Source organism: Myroides gitamensis (assembly GCF_029894455.1).
GTDB lineage: Bacteria > Bacteroidota > Bacteroidia > Flavobacteriales > Flavobacteriaceae > Flavobacterium > Flavobacterium odoratum.
Genome location: NZ_JARYHN010000001.1, coordinates 264,538 through 284,381 on the forward strand (window position 1 = coordinate 264,538; position 19,844 = coordinate 284,381).

The window sequence follows — 19,844 nt, forward strand, 5'->3', positions numbered from 1 at the left end:
ATCCTTTGGTTTAATAACTTATTTGTTAAAATAACGTTAATTAAAGAATCTGGTAAATTTTTTCTGTTGGTCTTGCTACGATTGCTTTTGATCCATTTACAACTACAGGTCGTTCTATAATCTGTGGATAGTCAACCATCGCATGGATAATTTCGTCATCAGAAAGTGTTTTAGCTGCAAAGTTTTCTTGCCAGAACGCATCTTTGGTTCGTACCAGCTCAATAGGGGAGTAGTTTAACTTTTGGAGTAACGCTTTAATATCGTCATAACTGAGGTTTGCATCCAAATATTTTATAATTTTGTAGGCTACACCTTGTTGTTCCATAAACGCAATACTTTCTCTTGATTTACTGCAACGAGGATTGTGATAAATTGTAATCATAAGTGTTAGGGTTTGTTCTCAAATATAGCAATTTTTTTGAAAAATGAAATACATCGATCAACTACAACATCAAGTAAGTAAGAGGCAAATACTGTATTATGTTCCGTTTACCTTCTTTTATTTGATGATTATGTTTGTAAACTGGTTAGTTACAAAATATTCTTCGATTTCCACGAAAGAATTACTGAATTCCCAAGTTGAGATTTTAGGAAAAAATATGGCGTTTTTTCAATTAATCGTTCCATTTTCTATTTTTTTGCTATTATTGGCTTTGTGGGTCTTGTTTGTTCACAAACAATCGCTCGTTAGCTTAACTACATCCCGAACAAAAATTGATTTGAAGCGCTTTGGATTTGCCTTTGCTTGCCAAACAATATTGATTCTTGCGAGTTTTATAATCAGTTATTTTTTAAACCCAACGAACTTTGTTTTTAATTTTAATCTACCCGCTTTTCTCGGATTCTTTGTTATTGCGCTAATTTTTATTCCGATTCAAACCAGTTTTGAAGAGTATTTTTTTAGAGGATATTTGATGCAAGGAGTTGGATTAGCAACTAGAAATAGAGGAATTGCTCTGATTGTTACCTCTGTTATCTTTGGTTTATTGCACTTAGCAAATCCCGAAGTAGAAACATTAGGAGGCGGAATTATGGTTTACTATATTGGTACTGGTTTTTTCTTGGGAATTATGACGTTGATGGATGATGGATTAGAACTAGCATTGGGGTTCCATGCAGCTAATAATTTGATCGGTGCATTATTAGTGACTTCTAGTTGGACTGTTTTCCAAACAAATTCCTTATTTTTAAATATTGCTGAACAAGAACAAGTATCTGTTTGGGAATTTATTTGGCAAGTATTTATTTTCTACCCTATTTTATTGGTGATTTTCGCCAAAAGATACCAATGGAAAGATTGGAAAAATCGTTTATTGGGTAGAGTCGCTTAAATTTTATGATGTTTTTAGTTTATGAATAACAACTATATTCACCCCCAATTTAAATTAAACGGAGTGACACATACGGTGGATTCTCTTGAACAAGAAGCCTTAATCATGCTGCAATCGTCAGAGGATTATCTTCGTGATTTGGGGCAATTGATTTGCGCTTGGTTCGATGATAAAGCTTATATGATACAGCGTACATCGGGTACTACGGGGCCACCAAAAGAAATCCACTTAGACAAAGCAGCGATGCGTGCCTCAGCGGAAGCAACGGTTCGTTTTTTTGATGTACAAGAAGGAAGTAAAGTCCTTTTGTGTATGTCGACGCAATTTGTTGGTGGGAAGTTGATGTTTATTCGCGCCCTTTTATTTGGATGGGAATTAGACGTTTGTAAACCCACTGCACGACCATTAGCTGATACAAAGACATCGTATAGCTTTGTTGCGATGGTACCGATGCAAGTGGAAAATAGCTTAGCAGAAATGGATCAAATTGAAACGCTTATTATTGGTGGGGCAAAAGTATCTCCTATTTTAGCACAAAAGCTACAAGAGAAAAGTACACAAGTATATGAGACCTATGGGATGACGGAAACCATTACCCATATCGCAGCAAAGAAAATCGGAACTCCTTATTTTGACGTTTTACCACATGCAATAATTCAAACGGATGAACGCGGTTGTTTGGTGATTGATGCACCAACGGTTAATCCTCATCCCGTTGTGACGAATGATTTAGTTCGATTGATTAGTGCCAAGCAATTTGAATGGTTGGGGCGTTTTGATCACGTGATTAATAGCGGTGGAGTCAAGTTATTTCCAGAACAAATAGAAGAAAAATTAGCAACTAAAATAAAGGCGCGTTTTTTTGTTGGAGGTAAAGCAGATGATTATTTTGGTACTATTGTTGTATTAGTTATTGAAAGTCAACCGTATGCCTTGGCAGAGGATGTTTTTGATGGATTAACCAAATACGAAAGACCCAAAGAAATTCAATTTGTAGATCAATTTATTGAAACAGAATCAGGCAAGGTTATTAGAAGTAAAAATATAAACTAATAAATGCTTTTAAGAAAGATGAATATAGTAAGAATACAAAAAATAGTACTATTGGTTATGTTGGTAGGAATCAGTCAGGTGAATCAAAGTGTAGCGCAGAAAAGTCAAACGAAATTAGATCAGCAAATTACAATGGAGCTGATGCAACAAATAGTAAATCAAGATAAAGCCTATTACAAAGAAGGAAAAGTAGCAGATTATATTCCTGAACTAGGAAAAGCAAATCCACAATCTGTGGCTTTTTCTGTTGTTAAATCCAATGGTGAAATCATCAATGTAGGAGATGTAAAGGCAAAGTTTACCATCCAAAGTATTTCGAAAGTAATTGCTTTGATGATTGCAGTACAAGAAAAGGGGGAGAAAGCATTATATGATCGCATTGGATATTATGGAACTGAAAAAGCGTTCAATCACTATGCAAATCTAGAAACATCAGGTAAACCCTTAAATCCCATGATGAATGCAGGGGCTATATTAACTACGGCTTTCATTGAAGGAGATGGTGAGGTTGCCTATCAAAAAATACTAAACATGCTTCGTTATATTACAAAAAATGAATCGATTGTGATGAATGAAGCGGTTTATCTATCTGAAAAAGAAACAGGACACCGCAACAGAGGGATTTTCTATTTATTGAAAAACAATGGTTTAATAGAAGGAGAAGAAAATAAATTAGACAATTATTTCAAGCAATGTTCCATTGAGGTAACTGCAGAAGATTTAGCTAAAATTGGCTATTTCTATGCCAATGGTTGCACGCGTTTTGACGGGGATAAAACATATTATAACCGCGATTTAGCCCGATTAATTCAAGCGCAAATGCTAATCGCAGGCATGTATGATTTTAGTGGAGAATACGCTAGAACAGTGGGGTTACCGAGTAAATCTGGTGTAGGAGGAGGAATCGCTGTAAGTGTACCTAATAAAATGGGCATTGGAGTATTCAATCCAGCGTTAGATCAACATGGAAACTCCGTAGTAGGGTACCGCATTCTCTATGATTTCGTGAATCAATTAGAGTTGAGTCTCTTTTAGTGGAAAGAAAAAAACCTTGTAAAAGGAAACGATAATACAAAACAAAAGCCCCAATAAATGAATGTGTTTATTGGGGCTTTTTAGAGTGGTTTAGTGTAGTTGTTTGGTTGCATGTAATTTTCGAATATGATATAAAAAACGCAGGACGAAACCTATCGTTAGGATAAATAATAGAATCTGAATGGAGTAATCTTGCCTGGGAATCATCAGGATAATAAGGATAAAACTACCAATCGAAGCCCACATACGCCCTTTGTAATCTCCTAAGGCAACGTTGTTTTTCTCAAAAATCAAAATCAATAAGGAAACGATGGTTCCACCACTCAATAAAAACAATAAGGCACTCCAGGTCGTTTGTGCATAAATGGCATAGAGTAAACTGATTACGCCAATTAGGAGACCAATGTAAAGAATCGGACGATCTAGTTTGGCAATCGGAAGCCAGGTTTGCTTATTCGGATAACAGGTCGCTTGATTACTTTGTTCAAACTCCACTTGCGAAACAATCCTACCTTGAATGCATTTGGATTGCCAGGTTTTGAAATAAGGTTGTATAAAACCTTCCCCTAAGTCCATGGATAAAAGTAAATAGACACTATCTTCTTCGGGAAGAGCAATGGAGTTTTTAAAATGACTGAGTTTCCAATGGATGGAGGTTGCTTCCTGAGGGAGTTGAATAATAATAGATTCATTTGGACTGACGGAAGCAAGGAGTTCTTGCTGATGATAAATTTCTAGCTGCTTGGTTCGATTCCAGTTTTTGGGAAAGAAGAGTTTGAGGTGTACCGTTTTCATAATAGAAAATTTTGATTAAACGTAGAGTAAAATAAAAATGTACTGCAACGCCTTCATCAAAAAAAACAGCTACACCCACTCAATTAGAGCGCATAGAGGTAAAGCCTATCTGAACTTTGAAATAAAATACATGCAGTAAGAATATTTTTGTTTCATTATAATGAATTGTAAAAATGATAAATCAGTCTAATATACGTATTGGTTTTGGTATATTAAAAATATTATTGTTAAAATATTTTGTTTTTAATATTATATTGAAAGATGTTTTGTTCTTATTTTTAAAATAAGGCAACTATTTGTATCGTCTATATTGCTTTACCAAATGGAGATACAGATAAAATTGAAGTTCATGCAAAGAGAGGAAAAAATAGTTTTGTTAAAGATAAACTGTTCTATAACGATGTAGTAGTGTGGGATCGATCACATCACGACGATCGTATCACAATTATTAAGTAAAAACAGATAAGCTAAAAGCGCCAATACGACCTATGTATTGGCGCTTTTAGTATAATGGAAGTAGTTCATTATTTAGCTTGTAGTTTTTTTATGTGAAGTAAAAAACGCAGAATAAAACCAACCGTTAGGATAATTAGTAGCATTTGAATAGCAAAATCATGGGTAGGAATCAGAAAGATGGTTAAGATAAAGCTGCCAATGGAAGCCCACATTCGATTTTTATATTCGCCGAGAGCAATCTTGTTCTTTTCAAAGATTAGAATTAAAAGCGATAGGATGGTTCCTCCTCCTAATAAAAATACAATATCTCTCCATTCGGTTTGCATGAAGACGGCATACACTAAGCTGATAATACCTATTAGAAGCCCAATGAAAAGAATGGATTTATCTAGTTGAATTTGAGGAAGCCATTCTTGATCATTTTGATAAATGGTAGTACTCGTACTGTTTTCAAATTCTTCTTGAGATACAATTTTACCTTGGATACATTTTCGTTTGAGTGTTTTTAAATACAGCTGCAGCGTCCCTCTTCCGACATCCATAGATAAAAGGATGTAGAGAGGCTGCTTCTTATTCGGTAGAGAAATAGTATTCTTAAAATAATCAAGTTTCCACTCTAAGGATTGAGTCTCTTTTGGAACTTGAATCTCAATCGTTTGATTATGCATGATCCAAGCTAGTTTTTTATTATCAGCATAAATCTTGAGCTTTCGAGCGTGATACCAATTTCTTGGAAAGAAAAGTTTGAGATGTACTGTTTTCATCAAAGGATTTTTTTGATTTAACGTGAAGCTAGAAAAGAACTTAGCGCCGCTCCTCCAACAAGTACAGCTAGTCCTCCCCAGCCGCCTAAAGCTGAACCTGCTGCAACAGCACCACTTTGAATCATTGTCAAAGCACCTGCAGTATCAGCACCTGCATAATAAGTAAGAAGACTTCTTCCCTCTAGTATAGATTGATGAGATGAATGCCAATAGGCATTAGAATATTCAGCAATAGAAATAGCATGTAATAGCTGTTGTTGATATTCAGAGCTAAGAGATGCATCTGTTTTAATTGTTGTTGCTATTTTGTCAAGTTCTGAAGAAAAAGCGGTTGTGCCTTCATATTGGCTTGTTGCATCAAAAATAGCTAATGCGTGTGTTTTGACAGCTGCAGGTAAGGATGCTGTATAAGAAGCCTGCAGTTGTTCTCGCAAAAGTTGAAGATTGTCTGTTGATTTTACAAGTAAATTTAGCTGTTGTGTGACATCGGGAATCTTCAGGAGCATCTCTGAAAATACGTTTGGTTCTAATCCTTGTTCTAAGAAATAATCATTGGCTATATTAATCATAGCTTCGGAGATTTCCTTTTTGGTGCTACTGACAGCTAATTGACCTTCTTGTTCAGCTTGTTCTAAAAGATGAAGTAAATCATTGTGCATTTGACCTGCAGATTTATCATTTTCAAATATAACTTTGGAAGAAGAGGAATCAATAGTTTCGCTCGTTTTGGAATCATTTGAACAGCCTATTAGGGAGCTCAATACAACTAAAAATAATAATTTTTTTTTCATTAGGGTATAGGTTTAAAATTGATTATAAACCTAATTTATGATTATTTTTCTGTGTTTTTTTGGGTTATAATGTTAAATTTTATTGTTTTATTTGAATTGTTTATACATTTTGTTGTTTTGATTTCAAAAGTAAAAACACATAAAAAAAACCACGAACATAGTTCGTGGTTTCTTAATTTTTAGCTTCTAAATGAATTAGAATTGCTCTCTACCTGAGAAATGGAATGCACCTTCGATTGCTGCATTTTCATCGCTGTCAGATCCGTGAACAGCATTTTCTCCAATTGATTTAGCGTATTTTTTACGGATTGTTCCTTCCGCTGCATCTGTAGGGTTAGTTGCTCCGATTAATTTTCTGAAATCTTCAACAGCGTTATCTTTTTCTAAAATAGCTGCTACGATTGGTCCTCTTGACATGAATTCAACTAATTCACCATAGAAAGGTCTTTCAGCGTGTACTTCGTAGAATTTTTGTGCGTCTCTAACTGTTAATTGAGTTAACTTCATAGATACAATTTTAAATCCTGCTTCTGTAATCATGTTAAGGATTCCACCGATATGACCAGCCTCTACTGCATCTGGTTTAATCATTGTAAAAGTTCTGTTCGTTGCCATTTGTTCTAAAATTAAATTTTTTGCAAAAATAGACTTTTATGTCTAATATAATATGTTTTAATTCAAAATATTCACGTTCAACGTGAAGTAATTGTATTACGTCGTTGGAATATCCAATAAACGCTGTGCTAAATCGATCATTTCAGGTGTTCCTGTATGTTTTTTAGGTTCATCTGAAAGTTTCACAACATCGGTCCAAGGCCCACCTTCTGGGAAGGCTTGCGACATTTTGATGACAATATTCAAGGCAGGTAATCCTGCGTCATTCGTGAAATCGGTACCAATACCAAAGGACATGCCAATGCGATTTTTACAATACGTAGCAATGCGTTCCACTTTTTCAGGGTTTAATCCATCTGAAAAAATAATGGTTTTGGATAGCGGATCGATATTCATCATCTTGTAATGAGCAATGGTTTGATTGGCAAATTCAATAGGATCTCCACTGTCATGGCGTACTCCATCAAAAAGCTTAGCAAATTTTTTGTCAAAGGATTCAAAGAACACCTTGCTTGTATACGTATCCGTTAAGGCGATTCCTAAATCTCCTCTATACGTGTCAACCCAATGTTCTAATCCCATGGAATTAGCCATTTTAAACCCATATTTAGCCGCGTGAAACATAAACCATTCATGTGCATGCGTTCCAATAGGTTTCGTGCAGTATTTCATCGCTAAATGAACATTACTCGTTCCGATGAACGTTCCTCCACCATATTGTTGTAAGGTTTCCACTACAACTTGGTGAACCGCATACGAATGTCTGCGTCTCGTACCAAATTCAGCAATGGTAATTCCTAATTTTTTATAATTTTCAATCTTCTCTTTCGTCTTTGCTCGAATGATGTCATCTGATTCTCTCTCAGATCCGGTCAATTTGTAATACAATTCACAAATCATAGACATCAACGGTACCTCCCAAAGAATCGTTCGATACCAATAACCTTTAATGGCTACTTCTAAATCTTCTCCTTCTTGTGTGATTTCCACTTCTGATGGATCAAAGTGATATCCTTGTAAGAAATCCAAATAAGTCGGGTCTAAATAGGGACAAGTCACTTGAAGAAATAATTTCTCTTGTTTGGTCAACTTGAGCTTTGCCATTTCATCTACGGCTGCTCGTAGCGCTTCTGCAAATCCAGGAGGGTATTTATGTTGTCCACGGTTAATAAAAATATACGATGCTTTTGCATAGGGAAATTGCTTTACCACTGCATGTTGCATGGTGAATTTATAAAAGTCATTATCTAAAATAGAAGGAATGACTTGAGGAGTGTTTGTTGTTTCCATAGCTTTATTGGGTTAATCGATCGACTTGTACATCAGATTAAAGCGCAAACATACAAGGTACGAAAAGTCGTAAGGATATATCTTAAATTAGAGATAAAAAAAACAAACCCGCTGTTAAATGAGATAAAAGCGGGTTGATTTTTGATTGTTTATTCAAAGGATTGTAAAGAAACGAGTTTCATATACGTTCCATTTTGTTTCATTAATTCTTCATGCGTTCCTTGTTCTACAATTTTTCCTTTTTGCATCACCACGATTAAGTCCGCATTTTGAATGGTAGATAAACGGTGGGCAATCACGACAGAAGTTCGGTTCTTCATCATGTTTTCCAATGCGTCTTGTACCAGTTTCTCGCTTTCTGTATCTAAAGCAGAAGTCGCCTCATCCAATACCATGATTGGCGGATTTTTTAATACCGCTCTAGCGATAGACAAACGCTGTTTTTGCCCACCAGATAACTTACTACCTGAATCTCCAATATTCGTGTCAATACCTTGCGGTAAATCCTGAACAAACTCATAGGCATTTGCTACTTTCAAGGCTGCAATGATGTCTTCATCGGTTGCATTTTCGTTGCCCAATAGCATATTGGCTTTGATGGAATCGTTGAATAAGATACTATCTTGGGTGACTAAACCAATTAAATTGCGCAAGCTGTGTAAGTCCATATTGCGGATATCTTCATTGTCAATCTTGATTGATCCCTCATTGATATCCCAAAAACGAGTCAATAAGTTTGCCAATGTACTTTTTCCACTTCCAGATTGTCCAACTAAAGCAACCGATTTTCCTTTGGGAATCGTCAAGCTAAAATCTTTTAATACAAGGTCATTCTCATATTTAAAGCTGATGTTTTCAATAGTGATCTTATCATCAAAGCTTTCTTTTTGAATCGCATGCTCCGGATTCATAATAGGGTTGTTTTCTTCTAACACTTCCAATACACGTTCTGCAGCTGCGTTTCCTCTTTTCAAGGCATAAGATGCTTTAGACATGGCTTTAGCTGGCGTTAAAATGTTATAAGCCATACCAATATAAGCAATAAATGATGCCCCTGTTAGGGTGCCTTCACCCAATACTAAGTGTCCTCCATATACCAATAAGACGGCAATTGTAACAATTCCTAAGAACTCACTCAATGGAGAGGATAAGTTTTGGCGATTTAAAATTGTATTATTTAATTCGTAGAAAGACTGCGTCGAATCTTGAAATTTTTTGTTGAATCTCTTCTCCGCATTGAAGCTCTTAATAACTTTTAAACCAGATAAAGATTCTTCAATAATAGAAAGAAAATACCCTTGTTCTTCCGATGCTTTTTGTGAACTTTTCTTTAGTGTTTTTCCTACTTGAGAGATGATGATTCCTGCAATCGGTACAAAGATAAAAACAAATATAGTTAACTCTGTACTGATGGCGAACATAGTAATAATGGTAAAAACAATGGTCAACGGTTCTCTTACTACAACTTCTAAAATAGATAAGAAAGAGTGTTGAATTTCCAGTACGTCCGATGTCATTCTAGAAATCACATCTCCTTTGCGTTTTTCAGAGAAAAAAGCCAAGGGTAGATCTACAGCTTTTTTATACATCGCATTTCGAATGTCTTTTAAAACTCCATTGCGCAAAAAGGTGATGAAATACATCGCCCAATAGTTGAATAGGTTTTTAAGTAAAAATAGTGATATTACGACGCAGGCCATAATCATTAACGTATCTTGAGCGCCGTGTTCAGCCGTATATTGGGTTAAGAAATAGGACATATAGTCTTCTAAATAATTCTTTAAATGCCCAATACTCGTATAAGTAGGTTCTTCTAGTACCTTTTTACCATCGCCAAATAAAATAGTCAGCATGGGAATTAAGGCTAAAAACCCTAAAGCACTAAAAAGCGCGTATAGAATGTTGAAAAAAACATTGAGATAAGCGTACGATTTATACGGCTTAGCGAAATAGATTATTTTTTTAAAATATTCGTTCATATTTGTTCAATATAAAAAGCAAAAAATAAAGAAAAAGACTGGTATAACCAGTCCTTTGATGCTGTTTAGTTCAGTTTCATTTCATCAATGATGGCCTGAATCTTATCGGTTAAGAATTGTTCTACTTCTTTGATATCATCCAAGCGGTCTAGCCACTCATTGACACTGAAATAGAATTTGATCTTTGGTTCCGTTCCACTAGGACGTGCCGCTATTTTTGTGCCGTCTTCTAGGTAGTAAATCAATACATTGGACTTTGGAATATTAATCGATTCTGTATCGCCTGTGATTAGGTTTCTTGCTTGGCTAGTTTGATAGTCTTCTACGCAAACCACACGTTGTCCGATAATCTCAGTTAACGGGGTTTTCGCGTAATTCTACCATCATTTGTTTGATCTCTTGTGCGCCTGAAATTCCTTTTTTTACAAGGGAAATCAAATGCTCTTTGTAGTAACGGTGATCGATGTATAAATTCATCAATTCTTGGTAGAAAGAGCTACCTGCTGCTTTAGCAAGGGCTGCAATCTCACAAACAAGTAGGGCAGAAGCTACGGCATCTTTGTCGCGTACATTATCGCCAACCATATAGCCAAAACTCTCTTCACCTCCACCAATAAATTGTTGGTTTGGAAATTCTTTGATGAATTTGGCAATCCATTTGAATCCAGTTAATCCCACTTTGCATTCTACGCCATAACTCTCTGCTACATCTAGCATCATCGGTGTAGAAACAATCGTAGATCCGATAAATTCATTGCCCGTAAAACCGCGGTTTACTTTCCATTGTTCTAGCAAGAACGCTGTCATCATCACCATGGTTTGATTTCCATTAAGCAAAATCATCTGACCATCTAAATCGCGAACGCCAATACCAATACGGTCAGAATCTGGATCTGTACCAATAACGATATCCGCTCCTTTTTCGTCCGCTAATGCCATTGCCATAGCTAATGCTTCCGGTTCTTCTGGATTTGGCGATTTTACCGTTGGGAAATCCCCATTCGGTTCTTCTTGTTCTTTTACAATGTAAACCTGGTTATATCCTGCTTCTTTTAAGGTTCTTGGAATCAATTTGATTGAAGTACCATGAAGCGAAGTATAAGCAACTTTTAATCCGTCTTTAACGGTTTGAGGCGTATTAAAACTTGCATTTTCAATGGTAGATTGAATAAATGCACGGTCTAATTCTTCTCCAACGGTTGTGATTAAAGTGTCATTTCCAGTGAAGTTTATTTGCTCATACGTCAATTGATTGATTTCGTCAATGACTGCTGCATCTTCTGGTGGTACAATTTGTCCGCCATCAGACCAATATACTTTGTATCCGTTGTATTCTGGTGGGTTGTGAGAAGCGGTTAAAACAATTCCCGCTTGGCAACCATAGTAGCGTACAGCAAAAGATAACTCAGGCGTCGGGCGCATATCTCCAAAAAGATACACGTGGATTCCGTTCGCAGTAAATACATCTGCTACAACTTTGGCTAATTCCTTACTATTGTGACGGCAATCATAGTTGATTGCTACTTTTAATTCTTGATTAGGAAAGGACTGTTTGATGAAGTTGGATAAACCTTGGGTGTTTTTTCCTAGGGTGTATTTATTGATGCGGTTGGTACCTACCCCCATAACACCACGCATTCCACCTGTTCCAAATTCTAAGTCTTTGTAAAAACTATCTTGCAATTGAACAGGATCACTGTCAAGTAATTGTTGTACAATAGCTTGCGTTTCAGTATCAAAGGGTTGTTGCAACCACTGTTCTACTTTTGCTAAAATTTCTTTTTCTATTTGCATTTCCTTTTAATTTAGCGTTCGTTTAAACCACTGTATTCAGCAATTTTATATCTATTTGTATTTGATTTCGTTTGTAAAATAAGTTCGCCTAAGAAACCAGCCAAGAACAATTGCGTTCCCATAATCATAGTTGCTAGTGCGATGTAAAACCAAGGATCTTGAGTAACCAAAATTGCTGGTTTGTTTTGATATAATTTGATTAGTTTACTTGTGCCAATTCCAGCAGCAGCTAAAAATCCAATCATAAAAGTAATCACCCCTAAGGTACCAAAAAGATGCATCGGTCTTTTACCAAATTTAGATAAAAACCAAATGGTGATTAAATCCAAAAAGCCATAAATAAAACGACTCATCCCAAATTTAGTTGTACCGTATTTTCTCGCCTGATGTTGTACTACTTTTTCGCCAATTTTATCAAACCCTTCATTCTTGGCAAGGACAGGAATATAACGGTGCATTTCACCAGATACATCAATATTTTTGATGACTTCCTTGCGGTATGCTTTTAATCCACAATTGAAATCGTGAAGCTGTACCCCTGAGGTTTGACGAGCGGCCCAATTGAATAGTTTAGAAGGTAGGTTCTTTGCAAGTACAGAATCATATCGCTTTTTCTTCCAACCTGATACCATATCAAAGCGCTCTTGGGTAATCATGTGATATAACCCCGGAATCTCATCTGGGCTATCTTGTAAGTCTGCATCCATCGTAATGACAACATCCCCTTCCGCTTGTGCAAAACCAGCATGTAAGGCCTGAGATTTTCCAAAATTGCGCTGAAACTTGATTCCTTTTACAGCAGGATGTTGCTGTGATAAAGTCGTGATGATGTTCCACGAGTTATCTGTACTACCATCATCCACAAATAAAACCTCATAGGTAAAGTTGTGTTCCTGCATAACCTTACTAATCCAAGTATATAACTCGGGTAAAGATTCTGCCTCATTCAGCAAAGGGATGACAATCGATATATTGATACTCATGTATTAACTATTTTGATCAGTAGCCGTTGATGCTTCCTGAGCTTCGTCATTATTCATATTGGTGAACTCCGATTTATTCTTGAAAATAGCAGCCAATAATAAACCTAAAATAGACATACGTAAAATACTACCTGCCCACATAAAAAGCTGAGACTTAGGCTCAAACTGATTGAGTTCTTGTGATTTACTTAACTGTTCATTGATTTGCTCTTGTGGTAATCCTGAATTATTTAAGGTATCAACCAACATATCGTGTAAAACAGTATTAATCACTTCTTTAGCAGAAGGGTCAACAAGGTTGAACAAAATATTGTACATCAAGTAATTCACCGTTACACCAATGGCAATTGTAATTAAATAAGGCGTAAAAGCCTCTCGAAATGTTACATAACCGCCCACTTTTCTTCTTGCAATAAATACACATAATACGCCAATGATTATAATAACGGCCATATTAAAAAAGCCTACGAATTTATTTGCAAAAAGGGTTTTGTCTGTAAAAAATAAGGTACAGTTAAATAGGATGTAATAAAGTGCTAATACAATCCCGAATGTTATGCCTACTTTATTGAGTGGGTTCTTCATCAGTGTGTTTTCAAAAAAATGTAAGTTACAAATATACTAAAATACCCTTTTAGTTTGTTGTGATAAGGGAAGAAAGGTAAAAGATAGCGAAATGTGTAACTATTTTAGAAAAATCGCATTCACTTTACTTCTTGCTTATTTCGTACAGGAAGAGGAATAGCTTTCTTTCTTGTCTTGTTTTTACTATTTTTACAACAACAGAAGAAGAGTAAATTCTGGCGAAAAAAAATAAAGTATGAGTGTACTGTTTATCAAAAATATGGTGTGTAATCGCTGTACTTTAATGGTTCAAAAGGAAGTTGAAAAACTAGGTTTGACCATTAAAGAGATTAAACTCGGAGAAGTTGAATTGGAAGAAGAACTAACAAATCAACAGAAAGAAGCCTTGAGTGAGGCTTTGGTTGCCTTGGGGTTTTATCTTATTGACGATAAGAAGAGCCAACTTATTGCGCGTATTAAAACGAGTATTGTGGAGCTGGTACATTACCAAGACAATGACTTGAAAATGAATTTATCTGATTTCTTGAGCCAGGAAGTAGGGCACGATTACAATTATTTATCCAACTTGTTTTCTGAAATTGAAGGCAACACCATAGAGAAGTATTTTATTGCGCAGAAAGTGGAGAAAATCAAAGAACTATTGGTATATGATGAATTGTCTTTGAGTGAAATTGCGCAACGTCTCAACTATTCGAGCGTGGCTTATTTGAGCAATCAGTTTAAGAAAGTAACGGGGCTAACGCCTAGTCATTTCAAGAAAATCCGCGAGAATAAAAGAAAACCACTAGACGAGGTATAAGTAAAAGTTACAAATCAAACCCGAAATTACATAACAGTTTATTAGTCGATAATTGCCAAATTTGTACCATACAAATACCAGTAGAATTATGACGACGAATAGTAAACATAAAGTAGTATACCTACCGTTGGAGCAAGTTCACAGCGAACATTGTGCTTTAATTGTAGAAAAAGGATTGACTCAAGTGAAAGGCATTGAGTCACCTAAGGTAGAGCTGAATAATGAACGAGTAGCGATTTCAATTGCCGATCCTGAAATTATTGGACAAGCCGTAAAAAAGGTGCGCGATTTGGGCTATGATGTACCAACGGTAAAACAAACCTTTCCCGTTTTAGGGATGACTTGTGCTTCTTGTGCGGGTAGTGCGGAGAGCATTGTCAGCTTTGAAGAAGGAGTTGTAGAGGCTTCAGTGAATTTTGCTACAGGAAATTTAACGGTAGAGTACTTACCTACCTTGACTAATGCGGTGCAACTTCAAAAAGCCGTACAAGGTGCTGGGTATGATTTACTACTCGTAGATGAAACGAAACAACAAGAATCTTTAGAGGTGATTCACGCTGAAAAATTCAAACAATTAAAGCGAAAAACATTTGGGGCAGTGATCCTGTCTATTCCTGTGGTTATCATTGGGATGTTTTTTATGGATATGCCGTATGGCAATGAAATCATGTGGTTATTCTCCACGCCAGTTTTGTTGTATTTTGGAAAAGATTTCTTCGTTAATGCATGGAAACAAACGAAAAACCGCTCAGCCAATATGGATACATTAGTGGCATTGAGTACAGGAATTGCGTATATTTTCAGTGTATTCAATATGCTATTTGCCGATTTCTGGGCGCGTAGAGGATTAGAAGCGCACGTTTATTTTGAGGCAGCAGCGGTAATCATCGCTTTTATTTTACTTGGAAAATTATTGGAAGAGAAAGCGAAAGGAAATACTTCTTCTGCAATTAAAAAATTAATGGGACTTCAACCTAAAACAGTACTTGTTATTCAGGCGGACGGAACAGAAAAACAAATACCAATCGAAGAAGTAGAGGTTGGTGCTGTGCTTCTTGTTAAACCAGGCGAAAAGATTGCAGTAGATGGGATGGTGTTGACTGGAAATTCGTATGTGGATGAAAGTATGTTGAGTGGGGAACCTGTACCAGTATTGAAAAAAGAAGGAGAAAAGGTTTTTGCTGGAACAATTAACCAGAAGGGAAGTTTTCAGTTTGAAGCGGTTAAAGTAGGGAAAGAAACGATGTTGGCGCAAATCATCCGCATGGTGCAAGATGCACAAGGAAGTAAAGCACCCGTACAAAAATTAGTAGATAAAATTGCGGGGATATTCGTTCCAGTAGTAATAGGAATCGCTATATTGACTTTTGTGTTATGGTTCTTACTCGGTGGAGAACACGGGGTTGTTCAAGGTTTATTGGCTGCTGTAACGGTATTGGTTATCGCTTGTCCATGTGCCTTGGGATTAGCTACGCCAACAGCTATTATGGTAGGAGTTGGTAAAGGAGCAGAGCATGGAATCTTGATTAAAGATGCAGAGAGTTTAGAATTGGCTAAAAATGTATCTGCTATTGTATTGGATAAAACAGGAACTATCACAGAAGGAAGACCTCAAGTAACAGGCATGAAATGGCTAGAGGATAATGATGAGAGAAAAGAGGTGTTACTCAGTATTGAGAAACAATCAGAACACCCATTGGCAGAAGCGGTAGTCGCTTATTTTAAAACAGAAGAACAAACGACAATTACGGCTTTTGATAGTATCACCGGAAAAGGAGCGAAAGCAGATTATCAGGGTGAAACCTATTATGTCGGAAATAAAAAGTTATTACAAGAGCATCAGATCACTATTGCGAATAGCTTACAAGAACAAGCGGTTCAATGGGGGGCAGCCTCTAAAACGGTGGTTTGGTTTGCAGATAGTAAACAAGCTTTAGCGGTTATTGCAATCTCTGATCAAATCAAGCAAACGTCAGTTCAGGCTATTCAAGAGTTACAAGCCATGGGGATTCAATTGTATATGCTTACCGGAGATAATGAGGCAACTGCACAAGCGATTGCGAAACAAACGGGAATTCAACATTATAAAGCAGAGGTACTGCCACAAGATAAAGCTGATTTTGTAAAAGAATTACAGCAACAAGGAAAAGTGGTTGCCATGGTTGGAGATGGAATTAATGACAGTACGGCCTTAGCAACAGCAGATGTGAGTATTGCCATGGGGAAAGGAAGTGATATTGCGATGGATGTTGCAAAAATGACAATCATTTCTTCAGACTTGACTAAAATTCCTCAAGCGATTCGATTGTCTAAACAAACGGTTAGTACCATCAAGCAAAACTTGTTTTGGGCCTTTATTTATAACTTAATTGGTATTCCAATTGCCGCAGGAATCTTGTATTCGGTAAATGGATTCTTATTAAACCCCATGATTGCAGGTGCAGCTATGGCATTAAGTAGTGTCAGTGTGGTAAGTAATAGTTTGCGCTTAAAATGGAAAAAAATAGAAATGTAGTACGGTTTGATTCAACTATAATTTGTTTTAAAAGTGTCTCTGGTATAAAGAGGCACTTTTTTTATTGGTGTGATGGACGGAACTAGGCTGAAAAAGGAAATAGAAGATAAAAAGAATAGAAGAGTATTTATACGGACGTTCGTAGGGGATGATTAATAGATACTTTGGTCTTCCTAGGAGTTTCCTAGGTGTTTCCTTCGACCTTTCTTCGACTATCCTTCGACAAAAAGGGCTTTTATCGAGTAAAACTCCAAGGAAACTCCAAGGAAACTCGAAGAAACCCCAAGGAAACTTCAAGCAAACTTCAGGCAAACCCCAAGCTAAGGAGTAGCAAATTCTAAACCAAGGTTAGGAAAGAAAGAATAAAAATACAGCGAAAAGCCTTATTGTTCAACGCGCAAATAAGAAAGGAACAAAAGAGAGGAAAACGATAAATCTCACAAAATATACTAAGAATAGTATAACAGATTATAGCAGAAAAAGAAGGACATTTGCTTTAGTAATAATCATTAAAAAGATATAAAAATGGACAATACAAATATTCAATTCAAGACTAATTTAAATTGCTCAAACTGTGTAGGTAAAGTAACAGCTGATTTAAACGAAGCAGTAGGAGAAGGGCAATGGACAGTAGATACAACAGTTAGCGATAAAATTCTAACCGTGAAAAATGATGCGTTAACTGCGGAGGAAGTGGTAAACATCATTAAGAAAAAAGGATTTAAAGCGGAAAGTTTGTAGAGGGTTAAGAGTTATGGGTTAAGGGGTATGAGTTAAGAGGTATGAGTGCCCATAACATCTAGCCTCCAACCCCTAACTCCTAACTTCCAACCCCTAACTCCTAACTTCCAACCCCTAACCCATAACTTCTAACTCATAATCAACAAAAAAACAATAAAAAAATTTGTAGTTTCAAATTAAATTGTAAATTTGCATGCTTAATAAAATAAGTATAACCCAAAAGTTATTCAATATTTACACCTTTCTTGAGAACAGGAAGCTTCGAGATAGAGAATAGCTCAATTTTTTAAACAAGATTTATCATGAAAAAAGGTATTCACCCAGAAAATTACAGATTAGTAGCATTTAAAGATATGTCAAATGAAGACGTATTCATTACAAAATCAACAGTTGATACAAAAGAAACAATTGAAGTTGATGGAGTAGAATACCCAGTGTTCAAAATGGAGATCTCTCGTACATCTCACCCATTCTACACAGGTAAATCTAAACTTATTGATACTGCAGGACGTATCGATAAATTCAAAAACAAATACGCTAAATTCAACAAATAGTCTGAATTTATTTAAGATAACGAAAACCTTCCAAGTAATTGGAAGGTTTTTTTTTGCTTATATCTGATTAAAAAGTGCTGTTTTTTTAACGGATTCGATTAACTTTGACTAATCTATGAATTGATACAAAGTGTTATGAATTATATTTTATTTGATGGAGAGGTAAGAAATGCTTTATTGCCTTTCACTTTTACAAGACCCGTAGCGGATATCCGCGTAGGAATTTTAACCATTCGCGAGAAATGGGAGAAATATTTGGGATATACCACGACTACAGTAACGGAGGAATACTTAGAAGCTAAGTTTCCTATGGTTGAAGCGGAACAAAATATTATGATTAATAGCGCGTTCTTGCCTAATGAGCAATTGGTGGAGTTGATTCAAGAATTAAAGCCTAATCAAGCGATTGGATACCAAGAGGATATTGTAGCTTTCTTTACAGAAGAGGAACAAGAGGATATTGATTTTGATGAATATGAAATCCTTGATTTTACAGGTTCATTGATTAAGATTGAACATACCTGGGATATTTTTCAATACAACGACGCAGCTATTCGTCAAGATTATGCCTTGTTGACTGAAGATCGTATTTCAGAACCTATTCCTGCAACCGTTCAGGTACTTGGTCGTGAACAGGTATTCATTGAAGAAGGTGCGGTATTGAATTTTGTTACCCTAAATGCAACTACAGGCCCTATTTACATTGGAAAGAATACTGAAATCATGGAAGGGGCTATCATTCGTGGACCTTTTGCTCTGTGTGAAGGAGCTCAAGTAAAAATGGGAGCTAAAATCTATGGTGCTACGACAATCGGACCCGAGTGTAGAGTAGGTGGAGAGGTAAGTAATTCTGTAATGTTTGGTTATTCAAATAAAGGACATGATGGTTTCTTTGGGGAATTCAGTACTTGGAGAGTGGTGTAACCTAGGAGCAGATACAAATAATTCAAACTTGAAAAATAATTATGCACCAGTAAAAGTATGGAGCTATGAAACTCAGGCGGTAGAAAATACAGGTTTGCAGTTTTGTGGATTGATGATGGGCGATCACAGTAAAAGTGGAATCAATACCATGTTCAATACAGGAACCGTAGTTGGAGTAGCTTGTAGTATTTTTGGAGGAGGTTTTCCAAAAACGTTTTTACCAAGCTTTACTTGGGGAGGCAAAGACTTAGACGATGTGTATGAGGTAGATAAAGCGATCAAAACGATGCAAATCGTGATGAGTCGCCGTCATATTGAATGGACCGCAGTAGAAGAAAAAATTATTCGCCACTTGGCTGAAGAAAATAAATTAGAGCGCTTTCAGGCGAAATTGGGGAGATAGTTTGTGAGTTAAGAGTTATGGGTTAAGAGTTAAGGGTTAAGGGTTAAGAGTTAAGGGTTAAGAGTTAAGAGTTATGGGGTTAAGAGTTCCATGACCTCTAACTCCATAAAAAAACAATAATAACCAAATAAATATAACTCTTTCTGCTTCTGCTCAAGATAACGTTTACGCGGAGCGTATTAAAAGAACCATTAAAAATGATTATTTAGAATATCGAAAACCTGTAAAAAAGTAACCAATTAATACTATAATAAAAGACCACATAATTCAATAAGAAAATATATCCTGTTGAATATAAAAACAAATGGTTTGTAGAAAGTACTTTCTACAAACCATTTGTTTTTATATTTAATAATGAAATTAATGTTTGAAAACGGTCAATCCCTATTTAGGGACGTTCACAGTTCACTCATAACAACCCATAACTCACACCCCAT

Annotated in this window: 16 protein-coding genes and 2 pseudogenes; 8 read left to right on the plus strand and 10 right to left on the minus strand. The window is 36.1% G+C overall.

Annotation, left to right across the window (positions count from 1 at the left end; genetic code table 11):
- Positions 1-40: 40 nt before the first annotated feature.
- Positions 41-382 carry an arsenate reductase (glutaredoxin) gene (arsC, locus tag M2306_RS01220; RefSeq protein ID WP_115091215.1) on the minus strand — a complete coding sequence of 114 codons (342 nt, stop codon included), beginning with the start codon at positions 380-382 and terminating at the stop codon, positions 41-43.
- A 43-nt stretch (positions 383-425) separates the two neighbouring features.
- On the opposite strand from arsC, the gene M2306_RS01225 reads away from it, so the two are divergent.
- The 3 genes from M2306_RS01225 to glsA are packed head-to-tail and all read left to right on the plus strand — an operon-like array spanning position 426 to position 3,419.
- A complete protein-coding gene (locus tag M2306_RS01225) occupies positions 426-1,331 on the plus strand; it encodes a CPBP family intramembrane glutamic endopeptidase (RefSeq protein ID WP_115091214.1) in 906 nt (301 codons plus the stop codon).
- A 21-nt stretch (positions 1,332-1,352) separates the two neighbouring features.
- Entirely contained in the window at positions 1,353-2,384 is a 1,032-nt protein-coding gene (locus M2306_RS01230; RefSeq protein WP_259189112.1) for an AMP-binding protein, read from the plus strand.
- Positions 2,385-2,387: 3 nt separating this feature from the next.
- Positions 2,388-3,419, plus strand: coding sequence for a glutaminase A (gene glsA / locus M2306_RS01235; protein ID WP_259189111.1), 1,032 nt, complete (start codon positions 2,388-2,390; stop codon positions 3,417-3,419).
- Between the two features lie 90 nt (positions 3,420-3,509).
- On the opposite strand, the gene M2306_RS01240 is transcribed toward glsA, so the two are convergent.
- From M2306_RS01240 to M2306_RS01280, 9 genes and pseudogenes are all read right to left on the minus strand, one after another.
- The gene (locus M2306_RS01240; RefSeq protein ID WP_259189110.1) at positions 3,510-4,214 is read right to left on the minus strand and encodes a hypothetical protein; all 705 of its coding nucleotides are present in this window, start codon (positions 4,212-4,214) and stop codon (positions 3,510-3,512) included.
- Between the two features lie 524 nt (positions 4,215-4,738).
- Positions 4,739-5,434 (minus strand): hypothetical protein, encoded by a 696-nt coding sequence (locus tag M2306_RS01245; protein ID WP_115091210.1) that lies wholly within the window; start codon positions 5,432-5,434, stop codon positions 4,739-4,741.
- Positions 5,435-5,451: 17 nt separating this feature from the next.
- On the minus strand, positions 5,452-6,225 hold the full coding sequence (locus M2306_RS01250; protein WP_115091208.1) for a hypothetical protein: 774 nt from the start codon (positions 6,223-6,225) through the stop codon (positions 5,452-5,454).
- Positions 6,226-6,420: 195 nt separating this feature from the next.
- Entirely contained in the window at positions 6,421-6,840 is a 420-nt protein-coding gene (locus tag M2306_RS01255; protein ID WP_259189109.1) for a nucleoside-diphosphate kinase, read from the minus strand.
- A gap of 96 nt (positions 6,841-6,936) precedes the next feature.
- Positions 6,937-8,130 carry a nicotinate phosphoribosyltransferase gene (pncB, locus tag M2306_RS01260; RefSeq protein ID WP_115091203.1) on the minus strand — a complete coding sequence of 398 codons (1,194 nt, stop codon included), beginning with the start codon at positions 8,128-8,130 and terminating at the stop codon, positions 6,937-6,939.
- Positions 8,131-8,279: 149 nt separating this feature from the next.
- Entirely contained in the window at positions 8,280-10,109 is a 1,830-nt protein-coding gene (locus M2306_RS01265) for an ABC transporter ATP-binding protein (RefSeq protein ID WP_002986843.1), read from the minus strand.
- Positions 10,110-10,174: 65 nt separating this feature from the next.
- A pseudogene (locus tag M2306_RS01270) lies at positions 10,175-11,903 on the minus strand (phospho-sugar mutase).
- A gap of 11 nt (positions 11,904-11,914) precedes the next feature.
- Entirely contained in the window at positions 11,915-12,880 is a 966-nt protein-coding gene (locus M2306_RS01275; protein WP_181816728.1) for a glycosyltransferase family 2 protein, read from the minus strand.
- 9 nt (positions 12,881-12,889) lie between these two features.
- Positions 12,890-13,471, minus strand: a complete 582-nt coding sequence (locus M2306_RS01280; protein WP_115091195.1) for a DUF4199 domain-containing protein — start codon at positions 13,469-13,471, stop codon at positions 12,890-12,892.
- A 235-nt stretch (positions 13,472-13,706) separates the two neighbouring features.
- On the opposite strand from M2306_RS01280, the gene M2306_RS01285 reads away from it, so the two are divergent.
- From M2306_RS01285 to M2306_RS01305, 5 genes and pseudogenes are all read left to right on the plus strand, one after another.
- Positions 13,707-14,270, plus strand: a complete 564-nt coding sequence (locus tag M2306_RS01285) for a helix-turn-helix domain-containing protein (protein ID WP_002986831.1) — start codon at positions 13,707-13,709, stop codon at positions 14,268-14,270.
- A gap of 88 nt (positions 14,271-14,358) precedes the next feature.
- Positions 14,359-16,785 (plus strand): heavy metal translocating P-type ATPase, encoded by a 2,427-nt coding sequence (locus M2306_RS01290; protein ID WP_259189107.1) that lies wholly within the window; start codon positions 14,359-14,361, stop codon positions 16,783-16,785.
- A 525-nt stretch (positions 16,786-17,310) separates the two neighbouring features.
- Complete coding sequence (locus tag M2306_RS01295; protein WP_002986823.1) at positions 17,311-17,526, plus strand: hypothetical protein; 216 nt, start codon at positions 17,311-17,313, stop codon at positions 17,524-17,526.
- Positions 17,527-17,828: 302 nt separating this feature from the next.
- The gene (locus tag M2306_RS01300) at positions 17,829-18,080 is read left to right on the plus strand and encodes a type B 50S ribosomal protein L31 (RefSeq protein WP_115091190.1); all 252 of its coding nucleotides are present in this window, start codon (positions 17,829-17,831) and stop codon (positions 18,078-18,080) included.
- 135 nt (positions 18,081-18,215) lie between these two features.
- Positions 18,216-19,407, plus strand: a pseudogene (locus M2306_RS01305) (GlmU family protein).
- Positions 19,408-19,844 lie beyond the last annotated feature (437 nt).